18 protein-coding genes are annotated in these 23332 nt (G+C 54.9%); 12 read left to right on the plus strand and 6 right to left on the minus strand.

Annotated elements, in window-relative coordinates; translation table 11 throughout:
- Positions 1-3: 3 nt before the first annotated feature.
- From ACZRJQ_RS08220 to ACZRJQ_RS08260, 9 genes are all read left to right on the plus strand, one after another.
- Complete coding sequence (locus ACZRJQ_RS08220) at positions 4-708, plus strand: succinate dehydrogenase iron-sulfur subunit (protein ID WP_463977871.1); 705 nt, start codon at positions 4-6, stop codon at positions 706-708.
- 260 nt (positions 709-968) lie between these two features.
- Positions 969-3800: a 2-oxoglutarate dehydrogenase E1 component gene (locus ACZRJQ_RS08225; RefSeq protein WP_463977872.1), complete on the plus strand. Its 2832-nt coding sequence runs from the start codon at positions 969-971 to the stop codon at positions 3798-3800.
- Between the two features lie 39 nt (positions 3801-3839).
- A complete protein-coding gene (gene odhB / locus ACZRJQ_RS08230) occupies positions 3840-5057 on the plus strand; it encodes a 2-oxoglutarate dehydrogenase complex dihydrolipoyllysine-residue succinyltransferase (RefSeq protein WP_463977873.1) in 1218 nt (405 codons plus the stop codon).
- A 105-nt stretch (positions 5058-5162) separates the two neighbouring features.
- Positions 5163-6599: a dihydrolipoyl dehydrogenase gene (lpdA, locus tag ACZRJQ_RS08235; RefSeq protein WP_463977874.1), complete on the plus strand. Its 1437-nt coding sequence runs from the start codon at positions 5163-5165 to the stop codon at positions 6597-6599.
- Positions 6600-6825: 226 nt separating this feature from the next.
- The gene (sucC, locus tag ACZRJQ_RS08240) at positions 6826-7992 is read left to right on the plus strand and encodes an ADP-forming succinate--CoA ligase subunit beta (RefSeq protein WP_131653169.1); all 1167 of its coding nucleotides are present in this window, start codon (positions 6826-6828) and stop codon (positions 7990-7992) included.
- On the plus strand, positions 7992-8873 hold the full coding sequence (gene sucD, locus ACZRJQ_RS08245) for a succinate--CoA ligase subunit alpha (RefSeq protein WP_019408932.1): 882 nt from the start codon (positions 7992-7994) through the stop codon (positions 8871-8873). The genes sucC and sucD overlap by 1 nt, the downstream gene beginning before the upstream one ends.
- Positions 8874-9281: 408 nt before the next feature.
- On the plus strand, positions 9282-10595 hold the full coding sequence (gene brnQ, locus ACZRJQ_RS08250) for a branched-chain amino acid transport system II carrier protein (RefSeq protein WP_463977875.1): 1314 nt from the start codon (positions 9282-9284) through the stop codon (positions 10593-10595).
- 153 nt (positions 10596-10748) lie between these two features.
- A complete protein-coding gene (locus ACZRJQ_RS08255; RefSeq protein WP_463977876.1) occupies positions 10749-11489 on the plus strand; it encodes a DUF599 domain-containing protein in 741 nt (246 codons plus the stop codon).
- Positions 11486-11887: an MAPEG family protein gene (locus ACZRJQ_RS08260; protein ID WP_463977877.1), complete on the plus strand. Its 402-nt coding sequence runs from the start codon at positions 11486-11488 to the stop codon at positions 11885-11887. Before ACZRJQ_RS08255 ends, ACZRJQ_RS08260 begins: the two co-directional genes overlap by 4 nt.
- A 66-nt stretch (positions 11888-11953) precedes the next feature.
- Here the strand turns inward: ACZRJQ_RS08260 and ACZRJQ_RS08265 are convergent, their stop codons facing one another.
- Positions 11954-12232 carry a hypothetical protein gene (locus tag ACZRJQ_RS08265; RefSeq protein WP_463977878.1) on the minus strand — a complete coding sequence of 93 codons (279 nt, stop codon included), beginning with the start codon at positions 12230-12232 and terminating at the stop codon, positions 11954-11956.
- Between the two features lie 335 nt (positions 12233-12567).
- On the opposite strand from ACZRJQ_RS08265, the gene htpG reads away from it, so the two are divergent.
- Positions 12568-14472: a molecular chaperone HtpG gene (gene htpG / locus ACZRJQ_RS08270; RefSeq protein WP_463977879.1), complete on the plus strand. Its 1905-nt coding sequence runs from the start codon at positions 12568-12570 to the stop codon at positions 14470-14472.
- A gap of 59 nt (positions 14473-14531) precedes the next feature.
- A complete protein-coding gene (locus ACZRJQ_RS08275) occupies positions 14532-15260 on the plus strand; it encodes a dienelactone hydrolase family protein (RefSeq protein ID WP_463977880.1) in 729 nt (242 codons plus the stop codon).
- A gap of 196 nt (positions 15261-15456) precedes the next feature.
- Here the strand turns inward: ACZRJQ_RS08275 and trhP are convergent, their stop codons facing one another.
- Positions 15457-16806 (minus strand): prephenate-dependent tRNA uridine(34) hydroxylase TrhP, encoded by a 1350-nt coding sequence (gene trhP / locus ACZRJQ_RS08280; protein WP_463977881.1) that lies wholly within the window; start codon positions 16804-16806, stop codon positions 15457-15459.
- Between the two features lie 138 nt (positions 16807-16944).
- Between trhP and ACZRJQ_RS08285 the strand changes: the two genes are divergently transcribed.
- Positions 16945-18018, plus strand: a complete 1074-nt coding sequence (locus ACZRJQ_RS08285; protein ID WP_463977882.1) for an AI-2E family transporter — start codon at positions 16945-16947, stop codon at positions 18016-18018.
- Positions 18019-18088: 70 nt separating this feature from the next.
- Here the strand turns inward: ACZRJQ_RS08285 and ACZRJQ_RS08290 are convergent, their stop codons facing one another.
- From ACZRJQ_RS08290 to ACZRJQ_RS08305, 4 genes are all read right to left on the minus strand, one after another.
- Positions 18089-20206, minus strand: a complete 2118-nt coding sequence (locus ACZRJQ_RS08290; RefSeq protein WP_463977883.1) for a TonB-dependent receptor family protein — start codon at positions 20204-20206, stop codon at positions 18089-18091.
- 69 nt (positions 20207-20275) lie between these two features.
- The gene (locus ACZRJQ_RS08295) at positions 20276-21115 is read right to left on the minus strand and encodes an alpha/beta fold hydrolase (RefSeq protein WP_463977884.1); all 840 of its coding nucleotides are present in this window, start codon (positions 21113-21115) and stop codon (positions 20276-20278) included.
- Positions 21112-22071: a class I SAM-dependent methyltransferase gene (locus ACZRJQ_RS08300; RefSeq protein WP_463977885.1), complete on the minus strand. Its 960-nt coding sequence runs from the start codon at positions 22069-22071 to the stop codon at positions 21112-21114. The genes ACZRJQ_RS08295 and ACZRJQ_RS08300 overlap by 4 nt, the downstream gene beginning before the upstream one ends.
- On the minus strand, positions 22064-23308 hold the full coding sequence (locus ACZRJQ_RS08305) for a YcaO-like family protein (protein ID WP_463977886.1): 1245 nt from the start codon (positions 23306-23308) through the stop codon (positions 22064-22066). Before ACZRJQ_RS08305 ends, ACZRJQ_RS08300 begins: the two co-directional genes overlap by 8 nt.
- Positions 23309-23332 lie beyond the last annotated feature (24 nt).

The following is a 23332-nucleotide window of genomic DNA, read 5'->3' on the forward strand; positions in this document are numbered from 1 at the left end:
GATATGTTGAAAGTCAGTGTTTATCGTTACAACCCTGATCAGGACGCCGCTCCGTTCATGCAGGAGTTTCAAGTCAATACCCACGGTAAAGACTTGATGGTGCTGGACGTACTGGCCCTGATCAAAGAGCAGGACGAAGGTTTCTCCTATCGTCGCTCTTGCCGTGAGGGCGTTTGTGGCTCCGACGGCATGAACATCAACGGCAAAAACGGCCTGGCGTGTGTAACGCCGCTGTCTGCTGTCGTAAAAGGTAACAAGCTGATTGTTCGTCCACTGCCAGGTTTGCCGGTTATCCGTGACCTGGTGGTCGATATGAGCATCTTCTACAAGCAATACGAGAAGGTTAAGCCGTTCCTGCAGAACGACACTCCGGCTCCGGCCATTGAGCGTCTGCAAACCCCAGAAGAGCGTGAAAAGCTCGACGGTCTGTACGAGTGCATTCTGTGCGCCTGCTGCTCGACTTCGTGCCCGTCCTTCTGGTGGAACCCGGACAAGTTCCTGGGCCCTGCTGCACTGCTGCAAGCCTATCGTTTCCTGGCTGACAGCCGTGACACCAAGACCAGCGAGCGTCTGGCTTCACTGGATGACCCGTTCAGCGTATTCCGCTGCCGCGGGATCATGAACTGCGTCAACGTGTGTCCAAAGGGCCTGAACCCGACTAAGGCCATTGGTCACGTGCGTAGCATGCTGCTGCAAAGCGGCATTTGATACAAAGCTTTACCGCACGATCGCTGTAACCGTAGATGCTACGGCGCAGGCTTCAACCGGCGCCGTAGTTTTAACCTGAGCAACAGCTCACAAAGCTGCGGCTCTTATTTTGAAGAAATGAGACCAGCAGGGGCATCCGGGCTGGTACCCGGACTATCAGCGTGATCCTAAGTGGCTTGTTTTAGTCGCTGTATTCGGACTTTCTCAAGCATGCTCTGGTGTTCTCGTCGATGGTGTCCCCTAACCGAGGGTGACCAAGCATGCAAGAAAGCGTGATGCAGCGCATGTGGAACAGCGGCTATCTTTCAGGTGGTAACGCTGCCTATGTGGAAGAGCTCTACGAGCTCTACCTGCACGACCCTAACGCTGTGCCAGAAGAATGGCGCACCAAATTTCAGACGTTGCCTACTGACGGCAACTCTGCCAACGATGTTTCGCACTCCACAATCCGCGACCATTTCGTGCTGCTGGCAAAGAACCAGCGCCGCGCCCAACCGGTTTCCGCCGGGAGCGTGAGCAGTGAGCACGAGAAGAAGCAGGTTGAAGTGCTGCGATTGATCCAGGCCTATCGGATGCGCGGCCACCAGGCAGCCCAGCTTGATCCGCTGGGGCTGTGGCAGCGTCCTGCACCTGCAGACCTGTCGATCAATCATTACGGCTTGACCAATGCCGATCTTGATACGACCTTCCGTGCCGGCGACCTGTACATCGGCAAAGAGGAAGCGAGCCTACGCGAAATTCTCGAAGCGTTGCAGCAGACATATTGCCGCACCATCGGCGCAGAGTTTACGCACATCGTCGATTCCGAGCAGCGCCACTGGTTTGAACAGCGCCTCGAAAGCGTACGTGGTCGCCCAACGTATTCGGCCGAAGTCAAAGGCCATCTGCTTGAGCGCGTCACAGCAGCTGAAGGTCTGGAAAAATACCTGGGCACCAAATACCCGGGGACCAAACGTTTCGGTCTGGAAGGCGGCGAGAGCCTGATTCCTTTGCTGGACGAGTTGATCCAGCGTTCGGGCAACTACGGCACCAAAGAAATCGTCATCGGCATGGCCCACCGTGGTCGTCTGAACGTATTGGTGAACACCTTCGGTAAAAACCCGCGCGAATTGTTCGACGAGTTCGAAGGCAAGAAAAAAATCGAGTTGGGTTCCGGTGACGTTAAATACCACCAGGGCTTCTCCTCCAACGTCATGACCTCAGGTGGTGAAGTTCACCTGGCAATGGCGTTTAACCCTTCTCACCTGGAAATCGTTTCTCCAGTGGTTGAGGGCTCGGTGCGTGCCCGTCAGGACCGTCGTAACGACACAACTGGCGAAAAGGTACTGCCAATTTCCATCCACGGTGACGCTGCTTTTGCAGGTCAGGGCGTGGTCATGGAAACCTTCCAGATGTCGCAAACTCGCGGCTTCAAGACGGGCGGTACAGTTCATCTGGTCATCAACAACCAGGTTGGCTTCACCATCAGCAACCCTGAAGACTCGCGCTCCACCGAGTACTGCACTGACGTTGCGAAAATGATTCAGGCGCCGATCCTCCATGTAAATGGTGATGATCCGGAAGCCGTATTGTTCGTGACCCAGCTGGCCATCGACTACCGCATGCAGTTCAAGCGTGACGTCGTGATCGACTTGTTCTGCTACCGCCGTCGCGGTCACAACGAGGCCGACGAGCCAAACGGTACTCAGCCGCTGATGTATCAGCAAATCGCCAAACAGCGCACCACCCGTGAGCTGTATGCCGAGCGTCTGACACAAGAGCAGGTTGTTGACGCTGAACGCGTTCAGGCCAAGATCGACGAATACCGCAACGCGCTGGACAACGGTCTGCATGTTGTGAAAAGTCTGGTCAAAGAGCCAAACAAAGAACTGTTCGTAGACTGGCGTCCATACCTGGGCCACGCCTGGACTGCACGTCATGACACGCGCTTCGATCTAAAAACCCTGCAAGAGCTGTCGGCTAAACTGCTGGAAATTCCAGAAGGCTTCGTGGTTCAGCGTCAGGTGTCCAAGATCTACGAAGACCGTCAGAAAATGCAAGCCGGCGGCCTGCCGATCAACTGGGGTTATGCCGAAACAATGGCCTACGCGACCCTGGCGTTCGAAGGTCACCCGATCCGCATGACAGGTCAAGACATCGGCCGCGGTACGTTCTCGCACCGTCACGCTGTGTTGCACAACCAGAAAGACGCCAGCACCTACATTCCGCTCAAGCACCTGTACGAGGGTCAGCCACGTTTTGACCTGTACGACTCGCTGTTGTCGGAAGAAGCGGTATTGGCGTTTGAATACGGTTACTCGACCACCACGCCAAATGCGTTGGTGATCTGGGAAGCCCAGTTTGGCGACTTCGCCAACGGTGCTCAGGTTGTCATTGACCAGTTCATCACCAGCGGCGAGCACAAGTGGGGCCGTCTGTGCGGTCTGACCATGTTGCTGCCACACGGTTACGAAGGTCAGGGCCCAGAGCACTCCTCGGCACGTCTTGAGCGTTACCTGCAATTGTGTGCAGAGCACAACATTCAGGTGTGCGTACCGACGACCCCTGCACAGATCTACCATCTGCTGCGCCGTCAGGTTATCCGTCCGCTGCGTAAGCCGCTGATCGTCCTGACACCCAAGTCGTTGCTGCGTCACAAATTGGCAATCTCGACCCTGGAAGATCTGGCCGAAGGTTCGTTCCAAACCGTTATTCCAGAAATCGATGCGCAAGATCCGGCGAAAGTCGATCGCATCGTGCTGGCAAGCGGCAAGGTCTACTACGACCTGCTGGAAAAACGCCGTGCCGAAGGTCGTGATGACATCGCCATCGTGCGTCTTGAGCAGCTGTACCCGTTCCCTGAGGACGACTTGATTGACGTCCTGGCTCCGTACAAAAACCTCAAACACATTGTTTGGTGTCAGGAAGAGCCGATGAACCAGGGTGCTTGGTACTGCAGCCAACATCACATGCGCCGCATCATTGGTGGTCACGATAAATCTCTCGTACTTGAGTACGCGGGCCGTGACGCTTCTGCTGCACCTGCTTGTGGTTATGCATCGATGCACGCTGAGCAACAGGCAAAACTGTTGCAAGACGCGTTTACTGTTTAACGCCTTCGCGCACTGAACCGAATTAAAGGAACCACGAACATGGCTATCGAGATTAAAGCCCCTACTTTTCCGGAATCGGTTGCCGATGGCACCGTTGCCACTTGGCACAAGCAACCAGGCGACGCTGTAAAGCGTGACGACCTGATCGTTGATATCGAAACCGACAAGGTTGTGCTGGAAGTACTGGCTACCGCTGACGGCGTGCTGGGTGCAATCGTCAAGAACGAAGGCGACACCGTTCTGTCCGACGAAGTCCTGGGCTCCATCGTTGAAGGCGGCGCTGCAGCCGCTCCAGCCGCTGCCGCACCTGCGGCACAAGGAGCTGCTCCGGCCGCTGCTGATGGCGAAGACGATCCTGTTGCAGCACCTGCTGCACGCAAGATCGCTGAAGAAAACGGCATCAACATCGCTTCCGTTGCCGGTACTGGCAAAGGCGGTCGTGTGACCAAAGAAGACGTGGTAGCTGCTGTTGCTGCCAAAAAAGCTGCTCCAGCTGCTGCTCCGGCCAAAGCCGCTGCACCTGCTGCCGCTGCCCCGGTATTCGCTGCTGGCGACCGCGTTGAGAAGCGCGTTCCGATGACCCGCGTTCGCGCCACTGTGGCCAAACGTCTGGTTGAAGCTCAGTCGAACATGGCGATGCTGACCACTTTCAACGAAGTGGACATGTCTGAAATCATGGCACTGCGTTCCAAGTACAAAGACCTGTTCGAGAAGTCCCACAACGGCGTACGTCTGGGCTTCATGTCGTTCTTCGTTAAAGCAGCCACTGAAGCGCTGAAGCGCTTCCCGGCTGTTAACGCTTCGATCGACGGTTCGGACATCGTTTACCACGGCTATGCAGACATCGGTGTTGCCGTGTCCAGCGACCGCGGTCTGGTTGTTCCTGTTCTGCGTAACGCAGAGCTGATGAGCCTGGCTGAAATCGAAGGCGGTATCGCTGCTTACGGCAAAAAAGCCCGTGACGGCAAACTGTCCATCGACGAAATGACCGGTGGTACTTTCACCATCACCAACGGTGGTACTTTCGGTTCGATGATGTCGACCCCGATCGTTAACCCGCCGCAAGCCGCGATCCTGGGCATGCACAACATCCTTCAGCGTCCAATGGCAGTCAACGGTCAAGTCGTAATCCGTCCGATGATGTATTTGGCTCTGTCTTACGATCACCGCTTGATCGACGGCAAAGAAGCTGTAAGTTTCCTGGTAGCAATCAAAAACCTGCTGGAAGATCCAGCGCGTCTGCTGCTGGATATCTGATAGAAGCAGCTGTCAGTTGCAAGCCACATGCTTCACGTCGTTTATGGCGTAGCTGTGGCTTGCAGCACTCAGCTTGAAGCTTGTCGCTAAAGAGGATTCTTTTACATGTCTCAGAAATTTGACGTTGTAGTGATTGGTGCGGGCCCTGGCGGCTACGTTGCAGCCATCAAGGCCGCGCAACTGGGCCTTTCGACTGCTTGCATCGAAAAATACACCGACAAGGAAGGCAAACTGGCACTGGGCGGTACTTGCCTGAACGTTGGTTGCATTCCATCCAAGGCGTTGCTGGACAGCTCCTGGAAGTATCACGAAGCCAAGGATGCGTTTGCTATCCACGGCATCACCACCGGTGAAGTGAAGATGGACGTTGCTGCGATGGTTGGCCGTAAAGCCAATATCGTTAAAGGTCTGACTTCCGGCGTTGCGACCTTGTTCAAGGCTAACGGCGTTACTTCCCTGCAAGGCCACGGCAAACTGCTGGCCGGCAAGCGTGTAGAACTGACCAAGCCAGACGGCAGCGTTGAAATCATCGAAGCCGAGAACGTGATTCTGGCTTCGGGCTCGCGTCCGATTGACATCCCGCCTGCACCTGTAGACAACAACGTGATTGTTGACTCCACTGGCGCTCTGGAATTCCAAACTGTACCTAAGCGTCTGGGCGTTATCGGCGCTGGCGTTATCGGTCTGGAGCTGGGTTCGGTGTGGTCGCGTCTGGGCGCTCAGGTAACTGTTCTGGAAGCTCTGGACACGTTCCTGATGGCAGCTGACGCTGCTGTGTCCAAAGAAGCCTACAAAACCCTGACCAAACAAGGTCTGGACATCAAGCTGGGCGCTCGCGTAACCGGTTCCAAGGTTAACGGCGAAGAAGTCGTTGTGACCTACACCGACGCCAACGGCGAACAAACCATCACTTTCGACAAGCTGATCGTAGCCGTGGGTCGCCGTCCGGTGACCACCGAACTGCTGGCAGCTGACAGCGGCGTGACCATCGACGAGCGCGGTTTCGTGTTTGTTGACGATCATTGCGCCACCAGCGTACCGGGCGTATTCGCCATTGGTGACGTGGTGCGCGGCATGATGCTGGCTCACAAGGCATCCGAAGAAGGCATCATGGTTGTTGAACGCATCAAAGGTCACAAGACCGAGATGAACTACGACCTGATCCCATCGGTTATTTACACTCACCCGGAGATCGCGTGGGTCGGTAAAACCGAACAGACCTTGAAAGCTGAAGGCGTTGAAGTTAACGTCGGCACCTTCCCGTTCGCAGCCAGTGGCCGTGCCATGGCAGCAAACGACACCGGTGGCTTTGTAAAAGTCATTGCTGATGCCAAAACTGACCGCGTACTGGGCGTCCACGTGATTGGCCCGAGCGCAGCAGAGCTGGTACAGCAGGGCGCTATTGGTATGGAATTCGGCACCAGTGCCGAGGATCTGGGCATGATGGTTTTCTCCCATCCAACCCTGTCCGAAGCGTTGCATGAAGCAGCGCTGGCAGTGAATGGCGGCGCCATCCACATTGCCAACCGCAAAAAACGTTAAGACCAGACAATAAGAAACCACGGCGGTTTGCCCGTCGTGAGCCTTGCTAGCAAGCCTCACCGCGGAACTTCCGCCGGACGCAGTCTTGTCTTGTTTCAACCGGGCCCGGCTCCGCTCACGCGGGTGTCGGGTTTGTTGAGGCAATACATGCAGCAGTCACAGGTGGTGCGGCACTAATAAAAGTGCAGCGCCGAATGCGCAGTACCTAACGAAGACGGTAAAAAGCATGAATCTTCACGAGTATCAGGGTAAGCAGCTGTTCGCTGAATACGGCCTGCCAGTATCCAAGGGTTATGCAGTCGATACCCCGGAAGCGGCCGCAGAAGCTTGCGACAAAATCGGCGGGACCGAATGGGTTGTAAAAGCCCAGGTTCACGCAGGTGGTCGCGGTAAAGCGGGCGGCGTAAAGCTGGTTCGTAGCAAAGAAGACGCTAAAGCATTCGCACAACAATGGTTGGGCAAGCGTCTGGTGACTTACCAGACTGATGCCAATGGTCAGCCGGTCACCAAGATCCTGGTTGAATCGTGCACTGATATCGCTAAAGAGCTGTACCTGGGCGCTGTCGTTGACCGTTCGAGCCGTCGTATCGTGTTCATGGCTTCCACCGAAGGTGGCGTGGACATCGAGAAGATCGCACACGACACTCCAGAAAAAATTCTGAAAGCAACGATCGATCCACTGGTTGGCGCTCAGCCATTCCAGGGTCGCGAGTTGGCTTTCCAGCTGGGTCTGGAAGGCAAGCAGGTTTCCCAGTTCGCCAAGATCTTCGTAGGTCTGGCCAAACTGTTCCAGGACCACGATCTGGCCCTGCTGGAAGTTAACCCGCTGGTTATCAAGACTGACGGCGATCTGCACTGCCTCGATGCAAAAATCAACATCGACGCAAACGCTATGTACCGTCAGCCTAAGCTGAAAACTTTCCACGATCCGTCGCAAGACGATCCGCGCGAAGCGCACGCTGCCAAGTTCGAACTGAACTACGTAGCACTGGAAGGCAACATCGGCTGCATGGTTAACGGCGCTGGTCTGGCGATGGGCACAATGGACATCGTTAACCTGCATGGCGGCAAGCCAGCCAACTTCCTTGACGTTGGTGGCGGCGCAACCAAAGAACGCGTGACTGAAGCGTTCAAGATCATCCTGTCCGACAGCAATGTCGCAGCAGTGCTGGTCAACATCTTCGGCGGCATCGTTCGTTGCGACATGATTGCCGAAGGCATCATCGGTGCAGTGAAAGAAGTCGGCGTGAAAATCCCGGTGGTTGTGCGCCTTGAAGGCAACAACGCTGAACTGGGCGCTAAAGTACTGGCAGAAAGCGGCTTGAACATCATCGCTGCTACCAGCTTGACCGACGCTGCTCAACAAGTTGTTAAAGCTGCGGAGGGCAAGTAATGAGCGTCCTGATCAATAAAGACACCAAAGTTATCTGCCAAGGTATTACCGGTTCGCAGGGTAGCTTCCACACCCAGCAAGCCATCGAATACGGCACCAAGATGGTCGGTGGCGTAACGCCGGGTAAAGGCGGCACCACTCACCTGGACCTGCCTGTTTTCAACACTGTGAAAGAAGCCGTAGCAGCCACTGGCGCAACCGCCAGCGTTATCTACGTACCGGCTCCTTTCTGCAAGGACTCCATCCTTGAAGCAGCGTTCGGCGGCATCAAGCTGATCGTTTGCATCACTGAAGGCATTCCTACCCTGGACATGCTGGACGCTAAAGTTAAGTGCGACGAACTGGGTGTTACCCTGATCGGCCCTAACTGCCCAGGCGTTATCACTCCAGGCGAATGCAAGATCGGCATCATGCCAGGTCACATTCACTTGCCAGGCAAAGTAGGCATCGTGTCGCGTTCCGGCACCCTGACTTACGAAGCTGTTAAGCAAACGACTGACGCCGGTTTCGGCCAGTCGACTTGTGTTGGTATCGGTGGTGACCCGATTCCGGGCTCCAACTTCATCGACATCCTGAAGTTGTTCCAGGAAGACCCGAAGACCGAAGCGATCGTTATGATCGGTGAGATCGGCGGTTCGGCTGAAGAAGAAGCGGCTGCCTACATCAAGGCACACGTGACCAAGCCGGTTGTTTCCTACATCGCTGGTGTGACTGCCCCTGCTGGCAAGCGCATGGGCCATGCTGGCGCAATCATCTCTGGCGGCAAGGGCACTGCAGACGAGAAGTTTGCTGCTCTGGAAGACGCAGGCGTTAAAACCGTGCGTTCGCTGGCAGATATCGGCAAGGCTCTGTCCGAGCTGACTGGCTGGGCAATCAAATAAGCCACGCGCTTAGCTGACTGCTACACCAGACAAAGGCCACCTTCGGGTGGCCTTTGTGCGTTTGGCGTTATCCAAAATCCGCAGGCTGCGATCTTTTGCTCAGATCGCAGCTGCGGCAGCTCCTACGGGAAATTGATGTAAGGGTTTGAGAATTTAACTGTAGGAAAACCACACCAGACTGATTTTCGATGTCAACAAAGCGACAACTGCGTGCGTTCATCGGACAGAACGCCCCGCAACAGTGCGTTACAGGAAAAAACTCGGTAATCTGGCGGCCAATTCTGCGTTCGCATCCCACAAGGAAGCCGCGCGCTAGACGGGTTGGACTTATACAGTCCGGCAGCATTTCCCACATCCGCACGGGAAATTCCCCTCTAAATTCCGATTCAGTAGTGTGGTATTTCCGTAATGAAAGTATTGAAAGGCCAGGACATCCTGGCACTTGGGTTTATGACCTTTGCCCTGTTTGTTGGGGCTGGCAACATCATTTTCCCGCCAATCGTTGGCTTGCAGGCTGGACCGAACGTCTGGATGGCCGCATTGGGTTTCTTGGTTACTGCTGTAGGCCTACCGGTTATCACCGTTGTTGCGCTGGCCAAAGTGGGCGGCGGCATGGATGCACTTAGCAGCCCGATTGGTAAAGTAGCAGGCGGTTTGCTGGCCGCTATCGCGTATTTGGCCGTTGGCCCGCTGTTCGCAACCCCACGTACCGCAACCGTTTCGTTTGAAGTAGGTCTGGCGCCGCTCACAGGTGAAAGTCCACTGGCGCTGTTTTTGTACAGCTCGGTGTACTTCCTGATCGTGTTCTTCGTTTCGCTTTACCCTGGTCGTTTGCTCGATACAGTTGGGCGTTTCCTGGCACCGTTGAAAATCATTGCTCTGGCGATTCTTGGTATCGCTGCGTGCGTCTTGCCTGCCGGTGATATTGGCGTAGCGACGCCTGAATACGTTGCTGCACCGTTCTCACAAGGGTTTATCAACGGTTACCTGACCATGGACACCTTGGGTGCGTTGGTGTTCGGCATTGTCATCGTTAACGCGATTCGCTCCCGTGGCGTGGAATCGCCAAAACTGATTACCCGTTATGCCATCATCGCGGGCCTGATTGCCGGCGTTGGTTTGGCATTGGTTTACATCAGTCTGTTCCGCCTTGGTGCTGGCAGCCATGAAGTTGCGGCGGGTGCAACTAACGGCGCAGCGGTCTTGCACGCCTATGTTCAACACACCTTTGGTTCGCTGGGCAGCGGTTTCCTTGCAGTCTTGATTGCCTTGGCTTGCTTGGTCACAGCTGTTGGTCTGACGTGTGCTTGCGCTGAATACTTCAGCACAGTACTGCCGCTGTCTTACAAGACGCTGGTGGTTATCCTTGCTGTGTTCTCGCTGGTGGTGTCGAACCTTGGTTTAACCAAGCTGATTGCATTCTCCATTCCGCTGCTGACAGCTATTTATCCGCCGTGCATCGTGCTGGTAGCGTTGAGTTTCTGCAAAAACTTGTGGAATAACCAGGCGCGGATTGTAGGCCCGGTGATGCTGGTGTCGTTCATCTTTGGTGCTGTTGATGCCCTCAAAGGGGCTGGCATGGCGAGCTGGATTCCTGCGCGTCTGTCCAATATGCCCTTCAGTGAACAAGGTCTGGCGTGGCTCGTGCCGTCAGTGGTTATCTTGTTAGCCGCTGTGATTTACGATCGTTTGGTCGGTAAGCGCCAGCAAGCATTGGCGTAAGTGTTCGGCCAGCCAAAAACTGGCAATGAATAACTAAAAATGCCCTGTATCAATTAGATACAGGGCATTTTTTATGGGCGTGCCTTTTTACTCGACAAAGCGTCGAAACAACGTATTGCCCCAAATTATCAGGCGCGCTTCGAGAACTCCCCCATGTTGTTTATTCAATCCAATCTGATCCATCTGCTGGCAGCGTTATGGTTTGTCGTGTGCTGGGGCGGTTACACCCGCTACGCCATGTGGAAGGCGCGCGACACGGCCTGTCTGGCCAGTGTGCTGCACCTGTATCGCAAAGACTGGATGCGCCGCATGTTGCTGCGTGACAACCGGATTGCCGACGCCAGTGTGATCGGCAATTTAGAGCGCAATGCCTCGTTCTTTGCCTCTAGTACGCTGATCATTCTTGCCGGCATTTTGACCGTCTTGGGTGCCTCCGATCGCGCGGTGTCATTGCTGGCGGACATTCCAATGGTGCAGCAGGCGTCACAAGGGATGTCAGAGATCAAGTTACTGTGCTTGGCACTGGTGTTTGTTTACGCCTTCTTCACGTTCAGCTGGTGTATGCGCCAGTACAACTTTGCTGCAATTTTGATTGGCTCTGCGCCCATGATTGGCGAGCGTGATGTGAACGAACAAGAGCGCAAGGCCTTTGCATTGCGCGCCGCCAAAGTTATTTCAATGGCAGCCAACCAGTTCAACTTTGGGCTGCGCTCGTATTACTTTGGCATGAGCATGCTGGCGTGGTTTGTCAGCCCGTGGCTATTCATGTTGATGAGTGCCGGCGTTGTAGTGGTTTTATACCGCCGTGAGTTTCATTCAGACGTGTTGAGTGTCATGGTCTACACCCCGACAGAGGCAATCATGCCCGAGCTAACCAAGGACGCAGCCCCATGAGTATTCCTTTTTGGTGTGTATTTATTAGCGCATTGCTCATTTTTATAGCGCGAATGCCTGTGGCCAAGGCGATGAAAGAGCAGGGGGGCTATGACAATAACTCGCCGCGAGAACAACAAGCTCGGTTGACCGGCTTGGGGGCAAGGGCTTTGGCGGGGCATCAAAATAGCTTCGAGGCCTTCATGCTTTTCGCTGCTGGCGTGCTCATGGCGCATACCACGCAGACACAAGGCTTTGTGATCGACACGCTGGCGATTGTGTTTGTATGTGCTCGCATTGTGTTCTTGCTGTGTTACTGGGCTGACAGGGCCTGGCAGCGCACGTTAGCGTGGGTGGTGGGGCTGATATGCACGCTGTTATTGATGCTTAGCCCTACATTCAGGACGTTTTTAGTCTGAGTGTTAAGCGCCAGACAAAGTAAAGCCCGCACTTGGCGGGCTTTCTTTTGCAGCCGAGTAATTGAATTACTTGGTAGCAGGCGCTGCTTCTGGAGCGACCGGAGCAACTGGAGCAGCAGGTGCTGCTTCTTCAGCAGCGGCTTTGTTCGACTCAGCCTGGTCTTTAGCAGCTTCAGCGTTTTCTTTTGCAGCTTCGTTTACTTTGTCTTGTGCTTCATTCATTTTTTCTTGAGCTTGCTCAGTGTGTTGAGCAGCGTCTTGTGCTTTTTCTTCGGATTTTTTATCGCAAGCAGCGAGACCGAGGGAGGCAGCCAACATCAAGGCAACAGCAAAAGTCTTACGCATGGGGTGTTTCTCCTTATTGAGTAGATCTACCGGCCGTTTGAGCACAGGCCGATAGCTTAAGTTCCTTGGGCGAGCAGATATATAACTGCTGGCCGCGCGCGGATTCTACGCAGTCACCCAGCGACAAGCCAAGCAGATTAGTCAAAGGCCAAAGCAATACCTCAAAGGCCTTATTTAGAGCGTGTTTAGAGGTTGTTTAAAACGTTTGAAATCGGCCTGGTTGTGTTGTTTTAACGCGCGGCCTTGAAATTTGAACACAAGCCCCAACTTTCATGACATCCCGCCGCCAACCCTGAAGGGCGTGGCTCATGCCATCTAATTGGAGTTTGATAACAATGAGCGTGGAAACTCAAAAGGAAACCCTGGGCTTCCAGACCGAGGTCAAGCAACTGCTGCACCTCATGATCCATTCGCTGTATTCCAACAAGGAAATCTTCCTTCGCGAATTGATCTCGAACGCCTCTGACGCTGTCGACAAATTACGTTTTGAAGCGCTGTCCAAGCCAGAACTGCTGGAAGGTGGCGACGAACTCAAAATCCGTGTGAGCTTCGACAAGGACGCTAAAACCGTCACCCTCGAAGACAACGGTATCGGTATGAACCGTGACGACGTGATCACCCACTTGGGTACGATCGCTAAATCCGGCACTGCCGACTTTATGAAAAACCTCTCGGGCGACCAAAAGAAAGACTCGCACCTGATCGGTCAATTCGGCGTGGGTTTCTACTCAGCCTTTATCGTCGCTGACAAAGTAGACGTGTTCAGCCGCCGGGCCGGTACGCCTGCAAGCGAAGGCGTGCACTGGTCCTCCAAAGGCGAGGGTGAGTTTGAAGTTGCCAACGTCGACAAGCCTGAGCGCGGTACCAAAATTGTTCTGCACCTGAAGTCTGGCGAAGAAGAGTTCGCTGACGGCTGGCGCCTGCGCAACATCATCAAAAAGTATTCCGACCACATCGCCTTGCCAATCGAGCTGCCTAAAGAGCAGGCCGCGGCTGAAGGCGAAGAGGCGCCAGTGCTGGAATGGGAAACCGTTAACCGCGCCAGTGCTCTGTGGACTCGCCCTCGTACTGAAGTCAAAGATGAGGAATACCAAGAGTTTTACAAGCACATTGCTCACGATTTTGAGAACCCGCTGGCTTGGAGCCACAACAAGGTTGAAGGCAAGCTGGAATACAGCTCGTTGTTGTACGTGCCAGCGCGTGCACCGTTCGATCTGTATCAGCGTGAAGCGCCTAAAGGCCTGAAGCTGTATGTGCAGCGCGTGTTTGTCATGGACCAGGCTGAGTCGTTCCTGCCGCTGTACCTGCGCTTTATCAAAGGTGTAGTCGATTCCAACGATTTGTCGTTGAACGTTTCGCGTGAAATTCTGCAAAAAGACCCGATCATCGACTCCATGAAGTCGGCGCTGACCAAGCGCGTACTCGACATGCTCGAAAAACTGGCGAAGAACGAGCCTGAGAAATATCAGGGCTTCTGGAAAAACTTCGGTCAGGTCATGAAAGAAGGCCCGGCTGAAGATTTCGCCAACAAAGAAAAAATCGCCGGTCTGCTGCGTTTTGCTTCGACCCATGAAGAAGGCGGCGAGCAAACTGTGTCGCTGGCTCAGTACCTTGAGCGCGCCAAAGAAGGTCAGGACAAGATCTACTACCTGACAGGCGAAACTTACGCTCAGGTTAAAAACAGCCCGCATTTGGAAGTCTTCCGCAAGAAAGGCATCGAAGTGCTGCTGCTGACCGACCGTATCGACGAGTGGCTGATGAGCTACCTGAGCGAATTCGACGGTAAGACCTTTGTTGATGTGGCACGTGGCGATCTGGACTTGGGCAACTTGGACTCCGAAGAGGACAAGAAAGCCGCTGAAGAAGTCGCCAAAGCCAAAGAAGGGCTGGTTGAGCGCATTAAGGCTGCATTGGGTGAAAGCGTCAGTGAGGTGCGTGTGTCCCATCGCCTGACTGACTCTCCTGCGATTTTGGCCATTGGCGAGCAAGACCTTGGTCTGCAAATGCGCCAGATTCTTGAAGCCAGCGGCCAGAAAGTGCCGGACTCCAAGCCAATCTTCGAGTTCAACCCGGCTCACCCGCTGATCGAAAAACTCGATGCTGAGCAGAGTGAAGAGCGTTTTGGCGACTTGTCGCACATCCTCTTCGACCAGGCGGCGCTGGCGGCCGGCGACAGCTTGAAAGACCCGGCGGCTTATGTTCGTCGTCTCAACAAGTTGCTCGTTGAGTTGTCTGTGTAACACCGCTATAAAAAACCCGCTTCGGCGGGTTTTTTTTGTTTTGAGTTCAGGAGTTTTTAATGGAATCAATCACGCTCCAATCGGTGGTTTATCAAATTGATGGCCAACCCTATGAAGGCCGTCTTGCTTATGACTCCAGCCGAGTAGATCTGCTGCCGGGGTTGCTGATGGCGCCCAACTGGATGGGGATCAGCGTTGATGCCGAAGAGATTGCCAAGTCCGTGGCCGAGAAGGGTTATGTTGTACTGATTGCGGATTTGTATGGCCAAGGCATTCGCCCCGCCAACGGGGACGAGGCAGGGGCTGCAATGATGCCGCTGAAAAACGACCGCGCCTTGTTGCGCAAGCGTATGTGGGCGGCTTATGACACGTTGCGCAATACGTCGTTTGCCAAGCTCGAAACCAGCAAACTGGCGACCTTTGGGTTCTGCTTTGGCGGGTGTTGCTCACTGGAGCTGGCGCGCGGCGGTGCACCGTTAAAAGCGGCCATCTCCTTCCACGGCACACTCGATACGCCCAATCCGATTGACGCCAACAGCATCAAGGGGGCTGTGCTGGTGCTGCACGGCGCGTCTGACCCGTTGGTGCCGAATGAGCAGTTACCCGTATTTGAAGCTGAGATGAATGGAGCGGAAGTTGATTGGCAGTTGATCAGCTACGGCGGCGCAGTGCATTCGTTCACTGACCTTCACGCCGATGTGCCGGGCAAGATGATGTACGACGCCAAAATAGCCAAACGAGCCTTCACCGCCATGCACAACCTGCTGGATGAAGTGTTTCGCGATTGACTGCGGTGCTCGACAGAACGCGCCTTGCCCCGAGGCCACAAGCGGGAGTGTCTGCAGTTAACGTCCAAACCTGCGCATTGCGCACTGCTACACACGGCATGCTTTCGTTGGAGCTGGCGCAGCCTGCGATCTTTTGATTCTTCGCCCATCAAGATTAAAAGACCGCAGGCTGCGCCAGCCCCAACGGGGGGCAGACCTATCGTTCCAGGGTTTCGCTCACGGTTAAATCCCGCATCAGCAGGGCGTAGCTCAAGTCCACTTGGTCGGGGATAGGCAAGTACACGGTATGCCCGTCGCCCGGTGCTACTGGGGTGGGCAAACCTGCGCTGTTGTGCAGTTGGTCCAGGTCAAAGTGATAGTTGCCATGCGGCGTCATCAGTTCCAGGTGGTCGCCCAGCGCAAAGCGGTTTTTGACCTTGACCTCGGCCAGGCCGTTACGGCGCTCGCCGGTCAATTCACCCACAAACTGTTGGCGTTGGGACAGCGAGCTGCCATGCAAGTAGTTCTGGTATTCATCGTGAACGTGGCGGCGTAAAAAGCCCTCGGTATAACCACGCTGAGCCAGTGATTCGAGATCAGTCATCAAGCTGCGATCAAATTCGCGGCCTGCCGCGGCGTCATCAATCGCCTTGCGATACACCTGCGTGGCCCGCGCGCAGTAAAAGTGCGACTTGGTTCGACCTTCAATTTTCAGCGAGTGCACGCCCATTTCAGTCAGGCGCGCTACGTGCTGCACCGCACGCAGGTCTTTGGAGTTCATGATGTAGGTGCCGTGCTCGTCTTCAAACGCGGCCATCGGTTCCTCCGGGCGATTTGCCTCGTGCAACACGAACACCTCGTCGGTCGGCTGACCGATGCCCAGCGTGGGCTCCACGGGCAGCGGTTGCACCACATTGACGATATTGCCGAGCTCATTTTCGGTGGCCGGTGCTGCTTCGTACTTCCAGCGGCAGGCATTGGTGCAACTGCCCTGATTGGCGTCGCGTTTGTTCATGTAGCCCGATAGGAGGCAGCGGCCCGAATAGGCCATGCACAGCGCGCCGTGTACGAAAATCTCCAGTTCCATGTCAGGGACTTTCTGGCGAATTTCTTCGATTTCTTCCAGCGACAGCTCACGCGACAAGATGATCCGGCTTAAGCCTTGCTGATACCAAAACTCGACACTGGCCCAGTTCACGGTATTGGCTTGTACTGATAAATGAATCGGCATCTGTGGGAAGTGCTTGCGCACCAGCATGATCAGGCCCGGGTCAGACATGATCAGTGCATCTGGAGCCATCGCAATGACAGGCTCCAGATCTTTGAGGAAGGTGCGCAGTTTGGCGTTGTGCGGGGCAATGTTGACCACCACATAAAAGCGCTTGCCCTGGGCTTGGGCTTCCTTGATGCCAATCGCTAGATTGTCGTGGTCGAATTCGTTATTGCGCACCCGCAAGCTGTAGCGCGGTTGGCCTGCGTACACGGCGTCAGCACCATACGCGAAGGCGTAACGCATGTTCTTCAGGGTGCCGGCAGGGGCGAGGAGTTCGGGCGGAGCAAGGGACATAGTCGAGCCATTCGCAAAAGGGCGCGATGGTAGTCCAGCTCCAACGTCGCAATCTTGATCTGGATCTATGCTTTATGCAGCAAAAACGCCCCCCGGCTGTATATTGGCGCCCCGGCCCCTAATTGACATGGACAGCATATGAACGAAACCAGCCTACAACGCAAAACCCTCCTGTTGCTGCTGGCCTTGGTCACAATTGCTTTTATCTGGATTTTGCTGCCGTTTTATGGCGCGATTTTCTGGGCCGTTACCTTGGGGATTCTATTTGCGCCCTTGCAGCGCAAACTGCTGCTCAAGTTTAAAGGGCGCCGTAACCTGGCAACCTTCGCCACCTTGGGTGTGTGTACGTTAATTGCGATTTTGCCGGTGATTATCACCACGGCCTTGTTGGTGCAAGAAGTGGCCATGCTCTACAAGGATGTCGAAAGCGGCAAAATTAACGTTGCCAGCTACGTAATGCAGTTCAAGGACATTCTTCCTCAGACGGTTCAAAACTGGCTCGACCGCTTTGGTCTGGGCAATATGGCAGGCTTGAGCGAGAAGATTTCCAAGGGTGCACTCGAAGGCAGTCAGTTCTTTGCCACACAAGTATTCAGTTTTGGCCAGAGTACCTTTGAGTTGGTGGTGAGCTTTTTCATCATGCTCTACCTGCTGTATTTTTTTATTCGCGATGGTCAGCAAATGGTGCGCATGATCCGCAACGCGGTGCCGCTGGCGGAGCAACAAAAACGTCTGTTACAACTCAAATTTCGTCGCGTGGTACGGGCATCGGTTAAAGGTAACGTTGCCGTTGCTGTCACGCAGGGGGCGTTAGGCGGGCTGATCTTCTGGGTTCTGGGGATTCACAGCGCCTTGTTCTGGGCGGTCCTGATGATGTTTTTATCCTTACTCCCCGCAGTGGGCGCCGGGATCGTCTGGGCGCCGGTGGCGCTGTACTTTCTTGCTACAGGGGCGGTGTGGGACGGTGTGATTTTGGCGTTGTACGGGGTGTTTGTAATCGGCATGGTGGACAACGTGCTGCGTCCGATCATGGTCGGTAAAGACACCAAAATGCCGGACTTTTTGATCTTGATTTCAACCTTGGGCGGCATGGCGATCTTTGGCCTGAACGGCTTTGTGATTGGGCCTTTGGTCGCTGCCTTGTTTCTGTCCAGTTGGGGCTTGTTCAGCGGCACGCGACGTAAGGTGCGACTGCCCGACGATATCAACTAAGCACTGTACGAAATGTATCTGCGCTCGGTAGTACGGCGTTGAAAACATTTCGTACAGACCTTAAGCCGACTTACTTGAACGTATAGGCAACCCCGACGTACGCGCCTATGCCTTCGCCGGGCGTTGAGCGGGCCACGTCTTTGCCGTTGTCGTCATAACCGGGGGTGACAGTGGCGGCGTAATGTTGGTTGGTGAGGTTGCGCAAGTCGAGCCAGGTTTGCCAGTCCTGTTTCGGCGACGCGTAGCCCACGGTTGCGCCAAACAGCGTGTAGGACGATGCGTAATACGAGTTGGCGTAATCCACGGCGATGCGTGAGGCGACTTGGGTGTTCACCCCTGCATAGAACCCCTGCGGGTGGTCGTACCGCACTTCAGCTTGGTAGTAATGCTGCGGGATGCCCGGCAGGCGGTTGCTGCCAAAGCGCGGGTCGTTGCGGTAATGGAAATCACTGAAGGTGTATGCCTGACGCAGCGACACTTTGCCTACAGCGTCTTGCTCCCACAGCAGGCTATTGAGCCCGGCTTCGACACCTTGATGCACGGTTGGGCTGGCGTTGGACTCGCCCGTAATGGGTTGTAAACCGCCATTAGCCGATTGCAGCTCTACGGTCAGCAGCTCATGCCGGACGTCAGAGTAGTACCAGGCCAAATCCCACTGTCCGACCCACGACTCGCCGCGGGTGCCTAACTCAAGGGTGGTCGCTGTTTGGTTTTGCAGGGCAATGGGTGTGCTTTGCTGGCCAGTTGCCGGGCCGCTACCTGCTGGAAAGCGAAACGCAGAACTCCAGATCATCGACCACGGGTGCGGTGGCTCCACAGAGCGACTGAGGTTGCCATACACCTGCAACTGAGGGTTGAACTCATAACGCAGGCCGACTCGCGGTGCGTAGTCCCAGTCATGTTGGCTGACCTTGCCCCCCGTGGCCGGGTAGCTCACATCGCTTTCGCGGCGGGTATAGATCAGCGCCATACCGGTGGTCAGCCACAGGTCAGGGATCAGTTCCAGATCATTGCTGGCGTGCAATACGGTGTCTGAGCCCTGGTAGCTGAAATCACGGATTTTAGTGCCAGGCGCATAGCCTGCGGTGTTGTTTCTAGGAATGCGCACATATTCTGAGGCGCCGCTGTTGGGCAGGTGTTTGGTGGTGCGCAAACCCACTGTGGTGTTGCTCTCAAGGCCAAACAACGTGTCACGGCGCCTGTAGTTCAGCGTGCCGCTGACGTCTGTGTATGCGACCTTGAGGCGGTTCGGGCCTTCGCGCAGATCCATCGGAAAGTCGTGGTAGACCAGCCCGACTTCCAGTTGCGAGTCGTCATCCAGATACATCGTGGTCTTGTTACCTAGCCACGTGCTGCCCGGCTGCGGGCGGGTGTAATCTCCGGACACATAGGCCGGATTGGCTGCACGCGGGTGATGTTTAATGGCGTCTTTGGTGACTCGACCGGCCAGTTGGTTATCTGTTTCGCGATAGCGCAGGTAAAAACGGGTTTCGAGCTGTGGGCTGAAGCGATAGCCAAGGTTGGCGGCGATGCCTTTGCTGTTGCCGCGAGTGTGATCCTGATAGCCATCTGTTTCAGAGTCGGTCAGGGCGACGTAATAATCGAGATCACCTAACACCTGTCCGGAGCTGATTTGGCGTTTTTGATAGCCGTAACTGCCTGCTTCATACCGCACTTGTAAGGGGGCCGCGTCATAACCGGTATGGGTGACATAGTTGATCGAGCCCCCCAGCGCCAGTGCGCCCGTTTCAAAACCATTGGCCCCGCGCAGTACTTCGGCGCGGTTCAGCCACAGCGGCTCGAACAATTCGTAAGGCGTACCGCCGGGGCCGGTCAATGGCAGGCCGTCAAACATCACATACAGCCCAGAACCATGAGCACCGGGTGCGCGGTTAATCCCCGAGCCCCGAACGGACACCTTGGTGCCATCGTTGCCTGAAGACTGCGCATACACGCCCGGCTGATAAGCCAGCACATCGCTATTGCTGGCAGCGCGGCCATTTTCGACCCGGCTCATATCAATCAGATTGCTGGCGCCGGGCACTTGCTTGAGTGCGGCTTGGGCCATTTCCAGCTCGCTGCTTTGTTCGCCGCGCACCTGAACTTCATCCAGTTCCAGTGCATTGGCGTAAGTGGGCACAGCCCAGAGTAGCGCCAAGGGCAACAGCGAAGAACGTGCAGGGCGCATTAACGTAGATTCCAGATCGATAGGCAGGCGGCGCGCAAGCCTATACAAGCCAAGAATGAGTCGCAACAACTAGATTGGGCTGAGCGTGTTGCGGATAGTCTTGAGCAGGGTGGGCTCAAGCGCATTGTGCCCGGCGCGAACCAGTTTGCGCGGGAGGTTGGCCCGCTGTCTAAGCCAGCGCAGGCTTTGCATGCCGTGAGGGTCGAAGATGCCTTGAATCAATGTGGTTGATGGTGCGAGTCGCAGGGTGTGATCGTCAGCGCTAAAGAAGTAGTGGTTGAGGTGGTAATGCAGTTCGAGGCGAATGGAAGCAATCGCCGCTTCATCGACAAAGGCGTCCAGTTGATTGGCTTCCATTGACGTTGATAGATGGGCTTTGCACCAGATCAGTGTCATTTCACGTTGCGCTTGTGCACAGCCAGTACACAGCACCTGATAGGCGTGTTCCAGGCTCAGCGGTGTGAATATCTGGCTGAGCGTTTGGTGGTAGGTGGCGAGGTTCTCTGCAACGGGGACAAACACAGACGCCAGCACACATGTGCGTACGCGGTGTGGGAAATGGTGCTGGTATTTAAGCGCCAACCAACTGCCCCAGGAGATGCCCAGCAAACTGATCTGAGTGAAACCGAAGAACTGGCGCAGGGACTCAATATCCTGAATGAGCGCATCGGTAGTGTTGTCGGTAAGCAGCCCTTGGGGTTTTGAGCGCCCACAACCTCTTTGGTCGAACAGCACAACATCGAAACGGGCCAAATCAAAAAAAGCCAGATGTTGCTCCTGGCAGTACCCGCCCGGGCCGCCATGCAGAAAAAATATCGGCTCAGCGCCAAGGTGCCCGTGACGTTGCCAATAAAGTTGATGGCCATCCGTCGTTGAGTAATAGCCCGCGTGTTGGCTTTGCAAATTCATGGATTGGCCTGCAGCACATAAAATTCAAATAACTCACGATGCTCAGGGCGAGCGGCCAAAGAAGTTTTAAGGGTTAAGCCCAGCGCATTGGCCCAGTAGCGGACATTAATCAGCACCGGGGTGTGGCCAAAGATAATAAGGGTGGCGCCGGGCTTCAGAGGTTTTACCATGCAGCGCAATAGTGCGTGGGCGTCTGCGTGGCTGACGACTTCTGCATTCAGAAAGCGCAAAAATAAAACATCGCAGGTGTGTGTAAAACAGCTCATGGCGGCCGCCGTGCCGTGTTCAAACCTCAAGGAAGGCAAAATGTGCTGTGTTCGGGCGTAGTCGACCATGCTTTGAGATTGATCTGAGCCAATACAGCGGGCATTGGGAAAGGCGGTGGCTAAAGAGGCAATAAACGTTCCTGTGGAGCACGCGGGGTCATACAGCACACTGCCAGGCTTGATGTACGGCTTTAAAAAAGCAGCGCAATAGTGGCGAAAATGCAGTTCGTCACGGTCGAGTTGTTCCACCAACTGTTTATTGAATGACCACTGGTCTTCCCGTGCGACCCACTCTTGACCTTGCTCATTGAGTAAAGGATAGGGAAAGTAAAGTTCGCTCTCAGGGGCAAGCAGTGCTTTATCAAAGGCGTGGTTCTTTTCGTCGGTAGAGGCCGTTATAAAAGACAGGGTTAAACCTTGCTCTGTATAAAACAGGGCGACAAGTTGCCCAAATAGCATCGCGGGTGTCAAACAGCTTGATGATTGCCACCCACTTTCAGGGGTGTGGGTCATCAGTTTTCGCCCCGCCCAGTTAACGTTATCTACGCTGAGTATAAAAAGTGCGTTTAAGGTGGGCCCGACAGGGAATGTAAAGTGGGCTGTTTGTTTTGGAATATTAAACTCGTCGCGTAACTGACCGATTGCATTGATTTCTTGACTCAGTAATACCGCACGTGGAGTGTCAGCCATAGAAGCTCCGACAGTAACGGTGATGATTAAGTCCGCGAGCAAGAGGGGCTACAACATTGCCACTGCCGACAATATAAAACCGCTCCAACCCTGGAATAACCACATTAGCCAATGTTGTGCCCAGTTGGCTTTGGTGCATCACGTTGACGCCCAATTCTCTGCCGTGGATGCGGACATTTTGTGCGATGGTATTCACCTGCTCGGACACGCTTAGGCCTGGTTGAGCAGGTGACAGCGTTACAGTCACGACAGTGGCATTGAGCATAAGCGTTTGGATGTTCATGTGCAGGCAACGCTGCAACCGCGGGAAGGCTGCCAAATGGCGGGACTGAAGCGAAAGGTGTTGGGCGACTTCTGGCGTATCAGTAGTTAACTGTAACTGCGCAAGTTCTGTAAGCGCGCGGCTGGCGGCATGTTCTGGATCTAATGATGTGCCTGTGCCGAACACGTTGACGCCTGCCCGTGATGGCTTGCAAAAGGCCAGATAGGTGCTTGAACAAAACTCAGTGCTGATATCCAACACGACCACTTGGCTGGCCAGTTCTTGTTCGACATCTCGCCATAAGCAAGCAAGGGGGTGAAGATCGTCAGGGCGTTGCAGGACTTTTATTGGCACGCGGTCTTGATAGTAAAAATGGCTCAACAAGAACAACGACAAGGCATCGCGCTCGATGCACTCGTTGCTGGCATGCAGGACGGCCTCGTTGTATGTGGCGCCAATGGCGATGCCACTGTTGCTGCAATAGCGCCTCAGGCTGGCGTAGTTGAAGGTGTCGTCAGGTAGTGGTGCGTTTGCGTAATGAGGCAGGCTTAATGCAACGGGATAGCTGAAGGTGTTTTGATCCAGAGGGCTGTGGTAACGGCGGCAGGCGATGGTTGCTGCGGGGGCGCGGGTCAAAAAATCCAGCACGCTGTCATCACTCAAAAAACCGGTGCGTACAAAGCTGTTGCTATGCCGATAGTCGAAGTCACTTTTAAGGGAGTGGTATTGCGTGAGGTAGTGCTCCAGCGCTTCAAAGCGTGCACCGACTTGCGCTGTGTCTGTGTAGCCCTTGCCTGAGCCAATGGCGCTGCAACGGGTATTTGGCATCGTGAGCGTAATGCGTTGGTTAATAACCTTGGTTCCGTACGTGTGCGAATGGCAGGTTAAATTCAGAGCGGCTATCTCTAGGTCGATGCGTTGTCGAGCCTTGGCTAACGAAAGCTCTCGCTCGCAGGCCTGTTGCGCGGTACTCATAGAGACCTCCATTGATCGATGCGG

It is taken from the genome of Pseudomonas sp. E315, from assembly GCF_055406205.1.

Bases quoted from the DNA above. Each gene is read 5' to 3' on its own strand.
- ACZRJQ_RS08220 (WP_463977871.1), top strand. From the start codon at position 4: ATGTTGAAAGTCAGTGTTTATCGTTACAACCCTGATCAGGACGCCGCT.
- ACZRJQ_RS08305 (WP_463977886.1), bottom strand. From the start codon at position 23,308: ATGAGTACCGCGCAACAGGCCTGCGAGCGAGAGCTTTCGTTAGCCAAG.
- lpdA (WP_463977874.1), top strand. From the start codon at position 5,163: ATGTCTCAGAAATTTGACGTTGTAGTGATTGGTGCGGGCCCTGGCGGC.
- brnQ (WP_463977875.1), top strand. From the start codon at position 9,282: ATGAAAGTATTGAAAGGCCAGGACATCCTGGCACTTGGGTTTATGACC.
- ACZRJQ_RS08295 (WP_463977884.1), bottom strand. From the start codon at position 21,115: ATGAATTTGCAAAGCCAACACGCGGGCTATTACTCAACGACGGATGGC.
- htpG (WP_463977879.1), top strand. From the start codon at position 12,568: ATGAGCGTGGAAACTCAAAAGGAAACCCTGGGCTTCCAGACCGAGGTC.
- ACZRJQ_RS08265 (WP_463977878.1), bottom strand. From the start codon at position 12,232: ATGCGTAAGACTTTTGCTGTTGCCTTGATGTTGGCTGCCTCCCTCGGT.
- ACZRJQ_RS08275 (WP_463977880.1), top strand. From the start codon at position 14,532: ATGGAATCAATCACGCTCCAATCGGTGGTTTATCAAATTGATGGCCAA.
- ACZRJQ_RS08255 (WP_463977876.1), top strand. From the start codon at position 10,749: ATGTTGTTTATTCAATCCAATCTGATCCATCTGCTGGCAGCGTTATGG.
- ACZRJQ_RS08290 (WP_463977883.1), bottom strand. From the start codon at position 20,206: ATGCGCCCTGCACGTTCTTCGCTGTTGCCCTTGGCGCTACTCTGGGCT.
- sucD (WP_019408932.1), top strand. From the start codon at position 7,992: ATGAGCGTCCTGATCAATAAAGACACCAAAGTTATCTGCCAAGGTATT.
- ACZRJQ_RS08260 (WP_463977877.1), top strand. From the start codon at position 11,486: ATGAGTATTCCTTTTTGGTGTGTATTTATTAGCGCATTGCTCATTTTT.
- ACZRJQ_RS08285 (WP_463977882.1), top strand. From the start codon at position 16,945: ATGAACGAAACCAGCCTACAACGCAAAACCCTCCTGTTGCTGCTGGCC.
- sucC (WP_131653169.1), top strand. From the start codon at position 6,826: ATGAATCTTCACGAGTATCAGGGTAAGCAGCTGTTCGCTGAATACGGC.
- ACZRJQ_RS08300 (WP_463977885.1), bottom strand. From the start codon at position 22,071: ATGGCTGACACTCCACGTGCGGTATTACTGAGTCAAGAAATCAATGCA.
- odhB (WP_463977873.1), top strand. From the start codon at position 3,840: ATGGCTATCGAGATTAAAGCCCCTACTTTTCCGGAATCGGTTGCCGAT.
- trhP (WP_463977881.1), bottom strand. From the start codon at position 16,806: ATGTCCCTTGCTCCGCCCGAACTCCTCGCCCCTGCCGGCACCCTGAAG.
- ACZRJQ_RS08225 (WP_463977872.1), top strand. From the start codon at position 969: ATGCAAGAAAGCGTGATGCAGCGCATGTGGAACAGCGGCTATCTTTCA.